Origin of the sequence: Macrococcus equi (assembly GCF_047426745.1) — a bacterium.
In the GTDB taxonomy this organism is placed as follows: domain Bacteria; phylum Bacillota; class Bacilli; order Staphylococcales; family Staphylococcaceae; genus Macrococcoides; species Macrococcoides equi.
Window position 1 is genome coordinate 160,470 of sequence record NZ_CP179732.1, and the last position, 12,826, is coordinate 173,295.

A 12,826-nucleotide genomic window follows, 5' to 3' on the forward strand; every position below is an offset into this window, starting at 1 on the left:
TTCCTTATCTCATTTTTTTTATAGCAATCGTACATCTTGATGATGAAATTAAACGGTCGGCATCGTCATATACTTTAATCTCCCATACATGTATCGATTTACCCTGATGTATAATATCAGCATGAGCAAAAACTTCGCCTGAACGAACACTCGAAATATGATTTGCATTAATCTCTAATCCTAATGGAATCTCATCTTCAGCAATCAGTAATGCTGATCCATATGAGGCAGCTGTTTCGCATAATGCTACAGTCGCTCCTCCATGTAAGAATCCAAAAGGCTGACGTACGATATCCGTAACCGGCATCTTCATAATAAGTTTGTTTGCACTAAAACTAACCTCTTCAATTTTAAAATGTGAAATTAAACTAGGGACTTTTAATAATTCTGAATTCATGAAACCCTCCATCAGTTTTTATCTCTATAATACCATCGCAGCAATAAATCCAAAAATTATTAGTGGTATATTAAACAGTAAGAAAGTTGGAATACATGTATCATAAATATGATTATGCTGACCATCCATATTTAATCCTGCTGTCGGTCCCAACGTTGAATCACTTGCAGGACTACCTGCATCTCCTAATGCCCCTGCCGTACCAATAACAGCTATGATAGCCATCGTACTTAGTCCTATAGCTTCTCCCATAGGAATAAAGATTGCAGCAATTACAGGTATCGTTGCAAAGCTTGAACCGATTCCTAATGTTACCACTAAACCGATAAATAACATTGCGAGAATTGTTAATGATTTAGAACCGTGTGTTAATGCTATTAAAGATTTGACTAATGTAGATACTTGCCCTGTTTCTGTCATAACACTGGCAAATCCATTAGCTACGAGCATCACCATTCCAATATAGGCCATGACTTTCATACCTTCAATGAGTTCGTTATCAAGTTCTTTCCAGTCAAACTGGAATGAAAGAAATATAATTAATATTCCCGTTAGTGCACCAAAGATCATCGATCCGGTTAATGTCTGAACTATAAATGTACCTATTACAGCAACAATCGTTAATGTGACAAGTAACGGATTTAATTTTACAGGGGGCTTTTTCGTAGTTAACTCAATATTTTTATAACTTCTCTCTTTTCTAAAGATGATAAAAGCGATGATTAACCCTACTATAAAACCCAGCGATGGAATAAGCATTGCTTTCCAAATATCACCAAAATCTATTGCAACATGTGCTTTATCAAAACTTTTCTTAATGATGCCGTGAAAGATATATCCAAATCCATAAGGTAATAATGTATATGGGAAAGTTAAACCAAAAGTAATGATTACCGCGATTAATCTTCTATCAATTTTTAACTCGTTAAATAAACTAAGTAAAGGAGGTATGACGATAGGGATAAATGCTATATGTATCGGAATTAAATTTTGAGAAAAACAGCTTAATATAATCAAGAAAACAAATATCGTAACTTTTGTAATTAATCTAGCTTTTCTCGTATTTTCCTGATTCAACTTCGCAATGATTTTAGACACTAAATAATCTGTAATACCAGAATATGAAATCAGGGCGGCAAATCCTCCTAATAACGCATAACTTAATGCGATTTCACTACCATCAGCAATACCGCTGCTAAACACTTGGATTGTCTTATCTATACTCATCCCAGCGGACAATCCACCAGCCAAAGCTCCTATAAATAAACTTAAGACAACATTTAATCTAAATAAACTTAAGATAACCATTACGATAATGGCTAAAAGAACAGCATTTATCAATTCATACACCCCTTTAGTTCGCTAATGTACTACCATGTTAAAGTAACTTGTTTTATTCGTCAAGAGTTTTAATTAATTTCTCTAAAAGATATAGATAAATTGCACGGTTTTGTGGATAATTAATCCACTCCAACCCGGTAACGGAATGATTAATATAAAAATGGTTTTCTTTAAAATCATTTAGATTTACATAATCACGTAGGTTAATCTGATGATGATAGTGAAATGTAACATCAAATTCCTCTTGAATGAGTGTTGAAAGAAATGCAGTATTATCTTGCTCAATTACAATTGCTTTGTCGCATAAAAAGTCATTTTGTTTTTTAGTAGTATCCTTTATTAATATGGTGTGCATTCTATATTGTCTTGCATAATGGAGTACGTCTAAGCAAATATTATGATAATTAACTTTGTGCGTTGTAAGTTGTTGACCATTGAATGCAAATCTTTGCTGCGAGATAGCGTTTTCTTTTTTATATACAACAAAAAGTATACTTTCATTCATGTCGACAAGGGCCTGAAGTAATTCAAAGTTAATATTTTGTTGTAGTGTGATGTATACAAAAATTTTACTGGAATTTTCCGATATGAATTCATACATCGATAGATGATCATCATTAGTAAGACATAATACTCTATCGGTAACTTCAACTGGTAACAGCACTAATTTTTCAGTGAAATCACGAATATCGGTGTCGGTCACGTTTTTAAACTTAGTAACTATTGCACTTTTTAAAATTTCAATATAATCTGCGTGAAGATATTTTTCTAATAATTTCATATGAATCTCAACATCATCTATTTTGAGATTGGCAATTTCTATTTTTTCTATTTGAATCGCTGTATCGATGACATTTTGTATCGTCATCTCTTTCATATTTCCAATTGGAATAAATAAAAATAAGATGTGTTCATCACGAATAAAATATGGTGTATTTTTATTTTTAAGTGGATATTGTGCTGCTATTTCATGGTGATATTTATCTAGTAATGATCGAATCTGACTAACTTGTGATGGTAAATAACACACATAGAGATTCTCTATGTGTGCTTGAAAGTGTAGATGCATCTAATCCGCCCCTTTAGAACATTGTATAGCCGCTACGTCTTAAATTACGAATAACAAACCCTGCAACAATTGCACCAATCAGTCCGCCAGATAACATAATAATATCTGCAGGTAAAAGATGCGTCAGACCATGCCATAATTTTTTAATTGCATAACCTGGTTTTAAGAAATAATCTGCTGTAGAAATCTTATCTACAATCGCAAATACTACAAATGGGTAAAGCGCAGTCATAATCCATGTTGATTTAAGTAACATATTCAGTATAAAAGCTATACCGAAAAACAAAACGAAAAATAAAAGCGTTGAAATAATCAACTGTATTAAAGCTGTCAAAAATGTTCCTCCTAAGTAAAAAGATGATAATGTGTATAATTAAAATGTGCGCCAGGAGACTCTGTACTCGTTAAACTGATTGCACTACTCATCGAATGAACTAAATGATGAATCATAGGTGAAACTGATTGATCGCTTAATATTGCTTCAGGTGAACGCCACTCAACAATTTCAATCTCATCATTTGGTAAGATCGCAGTTATTTCAGTTGTTGTCGGTTTAACCAGAAAGAGTATCATATTATCTGAAATCAATCCTTTAATTACACCGCTTCTTAAGCCAATAACACCTTGTACTTCACCCTTAATACCTGTTTCTTCATATAGTTCACGAAGAACTGCCTGATCTGCAGTTTCTCCGTTATCAACAAATCCTGCTGGTGTGCTCCACATTCCTCGCATACCACTATATTGTTTCTTAAGTAATAGCCAATCTCCATTATTATTTATGACTATCGCAGTGACACCTAGCCATACTTTATCTCTCGCCATAATAATCTCCTAACTTACAAAAAAAGTGAGGAAAGCAAAGAATGCCCCTCACAATTTTTAAGCATTTAATATTATATCAATATTAAAATTTACCTTTTTTATATGCTACACCAGCACCACCAATTTTAAATAGTGCACGAGTATCAATTAATTTTTTCATAAGTGCTGCTTTTTTACCTGTAATTTCTTTACCGAATACAACACCAACACCGTCATGAGAACCTAAAGAACATACTGTTCCTTTATCATCATAAACAAAGGCAGGTAATTTTTCACCGTTTAATAATTTTTGAATTGCTTTAGCAGTGAATTCACCTTGTTGCATTGCAATTTGTGCAGTTGTTGGTAATGGACGTTCTCCACTCATTACTGCAGAGCAATCTCCGATAACAAAGATATCGTCATAACCATCGATTCTTAAATCGTCACGTACGATAATACGTCCACGTTTAACACCGTCAAATGATTCTTCCATTAATTTAGAACCACGTACACCTGCAGCCCAAATTACTGTATTAGCATATAATTGTTCTTCTTGTTCATTGACTTTCACAACGAAGCCATTTTCATTTGCTGCTACGATAGGCGTTGCAATTTTAAATTCAACGCCACGTTTTTCTAAGAAGTTCATTACATATTTAACTAAGTCTTCAGAGAACATTGGTAACATTTTTGGTGCTGCTTCAACACAAGTTAATTTAACTTTTGATTGATCAATATTGTATTCCTTACATAAAGCAGGGACTTTCTCTACTAATTCACCTAATAATTCAATACCTGTAAATCCTGCTCCACCAACTAAAATCGCTAAATCTTTTTCATCTTTATCTGTACTGTTTGCATAATGTGCAAAACGTTCTTCAATGTGAGCAGCTATACGGCGTGCTGTATTGATATTTTCAATTTGGAATGCATGTTCTTTCATACCTGCAATACCGAAAGTTTCTGATTCGAAACCAAGAGCAACTACTAAGATATCAAAGTTATAAGTCCCTTTTGTAGTTTCAACTGTTTTTTCATCTTTATTAATTTTTGTAACTTCGCCTACTACGAAATCTACTTTTGAATGATTTAATACGCTGGCAATCGGATATAAACAATCTTGATATTCACGTGTACCAGCTGACGCTTCATGTAACCAAGTTGCTTCATAATGATATTCATTTTTATTGATTAATGTAATATCGCAATCTTGTGCTGATACTAACTTTTGTAACTTAGTTACAGTTTGTAAACCAGCATATCCTCCACCTAATACAACTACCTTTTTTCTTTCAAATCCCATTAGTATTCACCCATTCTCAATAAATTTTTAACTTATTTTATATTTCAACTGATAAAAAATGTGATTTTTGTCACAAAGTTATTTATAAATATTCCAACTTATATATTAAAACTTTTGTGTTATAAATACAAGCGTATTTTAGGTATTATATTGTAGAGATTAACAATTTTCTGGTGTACCTGCAACATCTTTAGTTCTAAATGAACTTCCACATCCGCAAGAAGCTATAGCATTTGGGTTCTCTATGGCAAAGCCTCCACCCATCAGTGATTGTTTAAAATCTATTGTCGTACCATTTAATATAGGTGCATCGGCTTTGTCCACCAAAACATTCACACCGTAAAATGAAAGTACCTCATCATTCTCTCCTGGCTGCTCTTCAGCACTCATGCCATATGATAAACCTGTGCACCCACCGCCCTTCACAGAGATGCGTAAAAATCCATTAGGCAAGCCATTTTTCTCCATCATTGATTTTACTTCATATGCTGCAGCTTCAGTTAAAATTACTGTAGACATTATAATTCCTCCTTTAAAAAATCCATGTTGCTTTTATGTGATTATAAATATTTTCTTTTAATTGTTCTGGTGTGTCACCCGTCACAATATCCCCATTGACTAAAGCATATAGACTATCACTACATTGACCACAATAGGTTAAACAGCCATAGTCTAAAACGTCAATATTGGGATCATTGGATAATTCATCAAAAACACTTTGACCACCTTTGGCTAAATTAGATATACAAAATTCTACAATAGGATTCATTTTCATCTTCCTTTTAAATGATAACTTATACTTATCATTTTCTATTAGCTATTATTATCGATAGTGTTATATAATCGCTATAATTTAATGTTAAACTATATTATAATTTAGATTAAAGAAAAACAATAGAACTTTGACTTATGAAGGGGATCATAATAATGAAGAATTTAGTTTTACTTGGTGGGGGATATGGTAATATGCGTATTATGCAAAAACTTTTGCCGAATACATTACCAGCAGAATACAATATCACGTTAATTGATAAAATTCCATTTCACGGTTTAAAGACTGAGTTTTACGCTTTAGCTGCAGGGACGGAATCGGATAAAGATGTACGTGTGGAATTTCCACAAGATAAACGTCTCAACATTGTTTATGGTGAGGTCACACTGATAGATCTAGATAAACAAATTGTCTCAATCGGTGAAAATCATGTGGATTATGATGAACTAGTTATCGGGCTAGGTTGTGAAGATAAATATCACAATGTCCCAGGTGCTGAAGCATATACATATAGCATTCAGACAATGACGAAAGCACGTAAGACATATCAAGCCATTGCTGACCTGCCTAAAGGATCAACAGTGGGTATCGTAGGTGCCGGATTAAGTGGTATAGAACTTGCTAGTGAACTCAGAGAATCCAGAAAGGATCTTCATATTCAGTTATTTGACCGTGGTGAACGTATTTTACCAGCCTTTCCTGAGAAATTAAGTAGTTATGTAAAAAAATGGTTCGACAAAAATGATGTAGAAGTTATTCCTAACTCAAACGTTGTGAAAGTTGAACCGGGAAAACTATACAATAATGATATATCATATGATGTTGACATTTGTGTATGGACAGCTGGTATTCAGCCGGTAGAGATTGTACGTAACCTTCCAGTTGAACTAGGTGAAGGAAATCGAGTGAAATTAAATCAATATCACCAAATTCCGACTCACCCGAATGTTTACGTAGTGGGTGATTGTGCCTCTCTTCCACATGCTCCAAGTGCACAACTTGCAGAACTTCAGGCAGAACAGATTATTGATGTGATGAAATTAATCTGGTCAGACAAAGAACTACCAGAAACGATGCCTGAATTAAAACTTCAAGGATTTATGGGTTCATTAGGTGAGAAAGAAGGATTTGCTTATTTAATGGAAAAAACAGTAACAGGCCGCCTTGCTCGCTTAATGAAATCAGGGGTGCTATGGCTTTACAAATATCATAATGGCTAAATAAAGAGGCCGGAACAGAGGTGTTCTGTCACAAGCAAAAACCGAACGAAACTAATAAATCGCTCTTTGATTTATAGTTTTCCTTCGGTTTTTGTCGTAGTGGCAACTTCTGTTCCGCCGTTTAGGCTGTTAATCGTATGAGGATAAAGACTTATGTCTCACCCTTTATTTCATATAATGTTCTTCTACAAAATTAGTAACTTGAGGTAACTGAATATAACCATCAGCAACAATTTCATCGTTCATTGTAATTAACGGATAAAATAGTTCATCATTATTAATTTGTTCAATAATATTTTCATCATGATCGGTTAAATTCTCTGTTTGATGAATATCAATATAACTATAATTGAACTCTAATTCCGGAAACTTTCTATTTAAATTTGGTTGAATCCAGTCAAAGATATCTTTTGACGTTGGAGCGTTAACACAACTTGCACATACTACATCTGCACCGTAAATGATAACATTTATCATTTATAATACATCCCCCTTTAAACTCTTAATTTATTATGCTATATTGATTATACTAAAAAAGTTAGAGTAAACCACTACATTTACTCGAAAGGAGTTATAATGACAACTGAACAACAAACAATGTTTGATGCTGTAAATGAAGTATTAGAAAAATTACGTCCGTTCTTACTTAGAGATGGTGGCGATTGCGAATTAGTAGATGTTGAAGACGGTATTGTTAAACTTCGTCTATTAGGAGCATGTGGCACATGTCCATCTTCAACGATAACATTAAAAGCTGGTATTGAACGTGCTTTATTAGAAGAAGTACCTGGCGTAGTTGAAGTAGAACAAGTATTTTAATTTTCCTTAGCTGAGACATTCGTCTCAGCTTTTTTTATATCTTTCTCTTAATATACTTTCTATTGTTAACCTGTGATATAATTTGGTTGACTAACTTTTAGGAGGAAATAAAGTGAACTATGCACAACGCGTCATAGATGGAGAAACTTTAACAAAAAAAGAAGCTCTGCAAATATTGCAAACACCAGACCATCAGATATTATATTTACTGGATGAGGCTTATCAAGTTCGTTTTCATTATTATCAAAATAAAGTAAAACTTAATATGATTTTAAATGCCAAAAGTGGATTATGTGCCGAGGACTGTGGTTATTGCGGACAGTCCATTAAAGCTGATAAAACTGAAACGGGCTGTACGCCTTACGCATTGATTGATGAAGAAAAAATTATTCTAGGGGCAGATAGTGCTGTACAAAATCAAGTCGGAACATATTGTATCGTAATGAGCGGACGTAAACCAACGAACCGTGAAGTAGATCGTGTCACAAATGCTGTTGAAAAGATCAAAGAAAACCATCCTCAACTTAAAATTTGTGCATGTCTAGGTTTAACTAACGATGAGCAAGCAAAGCAATTAAAAGCTGCCGGTGTTGATCGTTATAACCATAATTTAAATACGAGTGAACGATATCACGATGAAGTTGTTTCAACACATACTTATGAAGATCGAATAAATACTGTAGAAATTATGAAAGCAAATAATATCTCACCTTGTTCAGGTGTTATCTGTGGTATGGGAGAAACGGATGAAGATATAGTTGAAATGGCATTTGCGCTTAAAACCATAGATGCAGATTCAATACCGGTCAATTTCCTGCATGCAATTAAAGGTACGAAATTTGAAGATAAGGATGAACTGACACCAAACAAATGTTTAAAAATTTTATCATTATTTAGACTGGTTAATCCGACAAAAGAAATTCGTGTTTCTGGTGGTCGTGAAGTAAATCTACGTTCATTGCAACCACTCGCTTTATTTGCTGCAAATTCAATCTTTGTAGGTGATTACTTAGTCACTGAAGGTCAACCCAATAAACAAGACTATCAAATGATTGAAGATTTAGGGTTTGAAATTGAACATAATGCATTCGAGCAGTCACCTGATAAAATAGCATTGAATATATCATAAAAAATTGCCATCACGAGATGGCAATTTTTTATTTCACTTCACTAACTGGTGATTTCCCACGAATGATTTGTTCCGCATTTATGATACATCGTTCAATCATAGCATCACGTGTATCTTTCGTCGCACTTCCGATATGCGGCAATACCGTAATACGCTCTTCCGTTAAAAATGGATGATCCCTACCTACTGGCTCATCGTTTAATACATCTACACCAGCAGCGTAGATTGTTTGCTGCTGTATTGCATCAAGTAAATCTTGCTCAACGACATGACCACCACGTCCAACATTAATAAATATTGCACTGTTTTTCATCTTGCTAAAGGCAGATTGATTGAAAATATCTTGCGTTTCACTCGTTAAAGGTGCTGTACAAATTACAAAATCACTTGTTTTAAGTAATTCTTCAAAACTTACATAATCTGCACCAAGTTCTTTAGCATACTTACTTTCACTGCGATTATGATACTGAATATACATATTCAAACCCTTACATCTTCTGGCTAATGCAACACCAATACTCCCCATTCCGAAAATACCTACCGTCTTACCATATACATCGAGACCGGCTAGTAGATAAGGAGACCATCCAACCCAATTACCTTCTTTAACTAAGGTACTCGCTTCAATAATACGTCTTGCTGTTACCAACATTAATGTGAATGCTAATTCAGCAGTCGTTTCAGTTAATACATCTGGTGTATTACATATTATAATCCCTTTTTTGTGTGCATAATCGATATCGATGTTGTCATAACCTACGGCTAGATTAATAATTGCCTTTAAGTTTGGATTACTATCCATCAATGTTTTATCCATAGCATCACTCAACATCGATATAATAATATCTTTGTCTTTTGCACTTTCAAGCAATGCTTCTCTTGGCATCGGCTTCATCGTTTCACCATATACTTCTACTTCAGCATATTGGCTTAATCGCGTCACAAATTGCTCGGGAATACTTCTTGTGATCAGTACCTTCATTTTACTGTCCTTCATAGATTTCAATCACTTCAAGAAGATTTTTCATACTATACGTTGGAGGTACCGCTTCAGCCATAACTTGTTCGTAAGATGACACACCTGTTTGAACATGCAACGTATCTATACCTGCATTAATGCCACTCATTATATCAGTCATATATAAATCACCGATCATAACAAGTTCAGATTTATCAAGACCAATCATCTCAACTGCTTTGTTCATAATTGTCGGCATAGGCTTACCGATAAATATAGGTTCTACACCTGTTGATACAGAAATCACACTTGTTAATGCACCATTGCCCGGTAAGAAACCACGCTCAGTTGGAATTGACGTATCAGGATTTGTTGAAATAAATTTTGCACCATTTCTTACAGCAAGACACGCAAGTGATAATTTCTCATAATTAATATCAACATCTAAACCAATGACAACGTAATCTACGTGTTCATCATCTTTAATAACTAATCCTTCATTTTCCAGAGCGCTGCGAATACCAGTCCCTCCAATTACATATACTGAAGCACCGGGCTTTTCTTCCGCAATATATGAAGCAGTCGCCATCGCACTTGTAACAACATTCTGTTCATGAGCTACAAATCCCATCGCTGATAATTTGTCCGCAACTTCATCCGGTCGTTTAGATGCATTATTTGTTACAAATAAATATGGTAAATCATGATCTGATAAATACTGGATAAACTCACGTGCACCTTCGATGACTTCAGAACCTGCATACATCGTACCGTCAAGATCTAATAAATATCCACTATATTTTTTCATTTTTACTACCCTTTCCGAATGCTGATACTGGTCCCAGTTCATTCTCTATAAATGTATCAACATTTAATTTGAATTGCTGATAAGCTTTTATATTTTCTAAAAAGACTTGTTTAACTTGTGCATGATCAATATTTGTATAACTTCTTACAAACCACTGACGTAATGGCAGTGTATTACTAATAGCCTGACTAGATTCAGTAGAAATCACTTTCTCCATCTCTAAAATATCAATAACATCCTGATAACTACCGGGATCACGCATTACAAATCCATCAATTATCATATTGCCAACGTCTACCACAGCTTCTATTAACATATGGCAAATACGTTCAAGTGCGTAACCATCTGCTTCTTCCACACCATGTGAAAGTTTATCGATATAAACCAACTTTTCATCCAATTCATCTCTATCTACAAAATACATGTCATCGCCTCCACTGTTATTTTATCAAATTTTGAAAAGTAAAACACAACATGTATAATAAAATAAATGGAGGAATGATGAATGTTTGATATGTTTTTATATGATGATACAGAAAAAGCTAATATTCGATTTGTTAGTTTCGTAGGAGAAAATCGTCACGACCTTGCGCTCATTCAAACAGATAGACACTACGGTAAGACCATCGTCTTAAATACCCAGTCTAATAGGTTTGGAATTATCGGACGTGATGATTTGCAGGAAGAGGGATATATCGCTCACGTTTTCGGCATCAATGAGACCGATGCACAGGAGATCACTGCATTTTTAGATGAAGTCATTCACTAAATAAAAAATGAGCGTAAATTACGCTCATTTTTTATTGGTTATAAGGGTATTGATGTTTCATATGCAGATTCATCTGTTCGTTAATATAAACCCAGCCTTTCCAGCCAATATGTACTGCATCTTTTATGACAAAAGGTTCATAATCCATGTCAGTCATATCATATGTTTTAAAGCCATAACGGTTAATATGCTGGTTAATTTTCTGGTATACAGGTAATCTACGTTCATATGGAAGTTCAATATGATCATACCAATTACCATTGACCGGTAATATGATAAACAATGGATCTGCCTTCGCTTCATGTAAAGCTTGTAATAATAAATCTAGGTCATCAAATTCTTTAGATTGCAAATAAAATTCATGATTTCTAAATAATTTCTTCTGATGATGCAATATTTTTTTGTAATAACTATTCTCCATACCATAATCATTATTTGTCGCATGACGTTTACCATAATCTTCAGCGATTTGAGCTACTTCTTTCCAGGACTTTCCTTTATAATCAATCGTTTTTGAATGATGTAAAAAATTATTCGTAAGCATCAGCATTGATTTCATCACGTCATTTTTCTGCATTAGATTAATATACATTTTATCACTGAGTGATGATTCATAATGTTTTTTATCTTTTGCATAATATTCTACACCATACTGATCTTTAGTTGCCGTAAAATCAAGTAATCGATGACTTAACTTCTTTTTAAATGCCTTTGATAGATGCTTGTTTTTGAGTAAATCATGTAACTGTAATTCTGAATATCTGGCTGAAAAATTTTCATCAAGAATTCCTTTTCTTGTGAACCATTGTGGTGAAATAATGATGGCTAGTTTTTTGTTATCAATCTTACCAACCTTACTACCTATATTGATTGCATGAATGATATCTGTAGATCCACCTGTTCCAATCAAAAAGGGCTTGTGACCCATATGCATCATCTTAAACATGTGCACCGGATGAAAAGGATCGGGTTTTTCTAGTTCACTCGAACCAAGAATCGGATAATATTGCTTAGATTTAAATAAATTTTCCTGAATGATTCTCCCTTTAAATGTCGTTTCATTTAAATTGGCTCCACCACTCGTCGTAACTTTTATCGGGGATCTTTTGCCAATAAAATCATTTGGAAGACAAATAAATACTAGAAAAATAACGATACTGATAATTGCTGGTAGAAATTTCTTCACTTATCTCAACTGCTCTAATTCAGCGACGATCATATTTGGTGTTGCCCATGTATCTCTATCGAAATCAGTAATCGTCACATCAATATCTAAACGGTCATTAATCAGCATCAATAAGTTTACTGTTGCAAAGGAATCTAATATTCCTTCATCAAAGATGCGTACATCCGGATTCGTCTTTACACTTTCATCATCAGCTACTTCTGCAATAACATCTAATACTTCTTCTTTAAAATTCATTTATTTCACTC

18 protein-coding genes are annotated in these 12,826 nt (G+C 34.0%); 4 read left to right on the forward strand and 14 right to left on the reverse strand.

Features of this window, described 5'->3' with window-relative positions; genetic code table 11:
- Positions 1-4 precede the first annotated feature (4 nt).
- The 8 genes from ACMGE6_RS00770 to ACMGE6_RS00805 form a co-directional block, all read right to left on the reverse strand.
- On the reverse strand, positions 5-397 hold the full coding sequence (locus tag ACMGE6_RS00770; RefSeq protein WP_414054092.1) for a PaaI family thioesterase: 393 nt from the start codon (positions 395-397) through the stop codon (positions 5-7).
- Between the two features lie 24 nt (positions 398-421).
- Positions 422-1,738 carry a Na+/H+ antiporter family protein gene (locus tag ACMGE6_RS00775; RefSeq protein ID WP_414054093.1) on the reverse strand — a complete coding sequence of 439 codons (1,317 nt, stop codon included), beginning with the start codon at positions 1,736-1,738 and terminating at the stop codon, positions 422-424.
- A gap of 52 nt (positions 1,739-1,790) precedes the next feature.
- Positions 1,791-2,807: a hypothetical protein gene (locus ACMGE6_RS00780; protein WP_414054094.1), complete on the reverse strand. Its 1,017-nt coding sequence runs from the start codon at positions 2,805-2,807 to the stop codon at positions 1,791-1,793.
- A gap of 13 nt (positions 2,808-2,820) precedes the next feature.
- A complete protein-coding gene (locus tag ACMGE6_RS00785; RefSeq protein WP_414054095.1) occupies positions 2,821-3,141 on the reverse strand; it encodes a YuiB family protein in 321 nt (106 codons plus the stop codon).
- Between the two features lie 11 nt (positions 3,142-3,152).
- Positions 3,153-3,632: an NUDIX domain-containing protein gene (locus ACMGE6_RS00790; protein WP_414054096.1), complete on the reverse strand. Its 480-nt coding sequence runs from the start codon at positions 3,630-3,632 to the stop codon at positions 3,153-3,155.
- A gap of 82 nt (positions 3,633-3,714) precedes the next feature.
- Entirely contained in the window at positions 3,715-4,917 is a 1,203-nt protein-coding gene (locus ACMGE6_RS00795; RefSeq protein ID WP_414044679.1) for an NAD(P)/FAD-dependent oxidoreductase, read from the reverse strand.
- Between the two features lie 159 nt (positions 4,918-5,076).
- The gene (locus ACMGE6_RS00800) at positions 5,077-5,436 is read right to left on the reverse strand and encodes a HesB/IscA family protein (RefSeq protein ID WP_414047820.1); all 360 of its coding nucleotides are present in this window, start codon (positions 5,434-5,436) and stop codon (positions 5,077-5,079) included.
- Positions 5,437-5,449: 13 nt separating this feature from the next.
- Positions 5,450-5,686 (reverse strand): YuzB family protein, encoded by a 237-nt coding sequence (locus ACMGE6_RS00805; protein ID WP_414044681.1) that lies wholly within the window; start codon positions 5,684-5,686, stop codon positions 5,450-5,452.
- Between the two features lie 158 nt (positions 5,687-5,844).
- Here ACMGE6_RS00805 and ACMGE6_RS00810 point away from each other — a divergent pair, with 158 nt between their 5' ends.
- Entirely contained in the window at positions 5,845-6,909 is a 1,065-nt protein-coding gene (locus ACMGE6_RS00810; protein WP_414044682.1) for an NAD(P)/FAD-dependent oxidoreductase, read from the forward strand.
- A gap of 165 nt (positions 6,910-7,074) precedes the next feature.
- Here the strand turns inward: ACMGE6_RS00810 and ACMGE6_RS00815 are convergent, their stop codons facing one another.
- The gene (locus tag ACMGE6_RS00815; RefSeq protein WP_414054097.1) at positions 7,075-7,386 is read right to left on the reverse strand and encodes a YuzD family protein; all 312 of its coding nucleotides are present in this window, start codon (positions 7,384-7,386) and stop codon (positions 7,075-7,077) included.
- A 99-nt stretch (positions 7,387-7,485) separates the two neighbouring features.
- Here ACMGE6_RS00815 and ACMGE6_RS00820 point away from each other — a divergent pair, with 99 nt between their 5' ends.
- Both ACMGE6_RS00820 and bioB read left to right on the forward strand, forming a co-directional pair.
- On the forward strand, positions 7,486-7,728 hold the full coding sequence (locus ACMGE6_RS00820) for a NifU family protein (RefSeq protein WP_096077042.1): 243 nt from the start codon (positions 7,486-7,488) through the stop codon (positions 7,726-7,728).
- A 112-nt stretch (positions 7,729-7,840) separates the two neighbouring features.
- On the forward strand, positions 7,841-8,857 hold the full coding sequence (gene bioB / locus ACMGE6_RS00825; protein WP_414054098.1) for a biotin synthase BioB: 1,017 nt from the start codon (positions 7,841-7,843) through the stop codon (positions 8,855-8,857).
- Between the two features lie 28 nt (positions 8,858-8,885).
- Here bioB and ACMGE6_RS00830 read toward each other — a convergent pair whose 3' ends face one another.
- From ACMGE6_RS00830 to ACMGE6_RS00840, 3 genes are read right to left on the reverse strand one after another with little or no spacing between them, the layout of a single operon-like run.
- Positions 8,886-9,839, reverse strand: a complete 954-nt coding sequence (locus ACMGE6_RS00830; RefSeq protein WP_414044685.1) for a 2-hydroxyacid dehydrogenase — start codon at positions 9,837-9,839, stop codon at positions 8,886-8,888.
- Position 9,840: 1 nt separating this feature from the next.
- Positions 9,841-10,623, reverse strand: a complete 783-nt coding sequence (locus ACMGE6_RS00835; RefSeq protein ID WP_414054099.1) for a TIGR01457 family HAD-type hydrolase — start codon at positions 10,621-10,623, stop codon at positions 9,841-9,843.
- On the reverse strand, positions 10,610-11,047 hold the full coding sequence (locus tag ACMGE6_RS00840) for a DUF86 domain-containing protein (RefSeq protein WP_414047817.1): 438 nt from the start codon (positions 11,045-11,047) through the stop codon (positions 10,610-10,612). The genes ACMGE6_RS00835 and ACMGE6_RS00840 overlap by 14 nt, the downstream gene beginning before the upstream one ends.
- A gap of 81 nt (positions 11,048-11,128) precedes the next feature.
- Here ACMGE6_RS00840 and ACMGE6_RS00845 point away from each other — a divergent pair, with 81 nt between their 5' ends.
- Positions 11,129-11,392, forward strand: coding sequence for a DUF3055 domain-containing protein (locus ACMGE6_RS00845; protein WP_414044688.1), 264 nt, complete (start codon positions 11,129-11,131; stop codon positions 11,390-11,392).
- Positions 11,393-11,423: 31 nt separating this feature from the next.
- Here ACMGE6_RS00845 and dltD read toward each other — a convergent pair whose 3' ends face one another.
- Both dltD and dltC read right to left on the reverse strand, forming a co-directional pair.
- Positions 11,424-12,578, reverse strand: coding sequence for a D-alanyl-lipoteichoic acid biosynthesis protein DltD (gene dltD / locus ACMGE6_RS00850; RefSeq protein WP_414054100.1), 1,155 nt, complete (start codon positions 12,576-12,578; stop codon positions 11,424-11,426).
- Positions 12,579-12,815, reverse strand: a complete 237-nt coding sequence (gene dltC, locus ACMGE6_RS00855) for a D-alanine--poly(phosphoribitol) ligase subunit 2 (protein WP_414044691.1) — start codon at positions 12,813-12,815, stop codon at positions 12,579-12,581.
- Between the last annotated feature and the right edge of the window lie 11 nt (positions 12,816-12,826).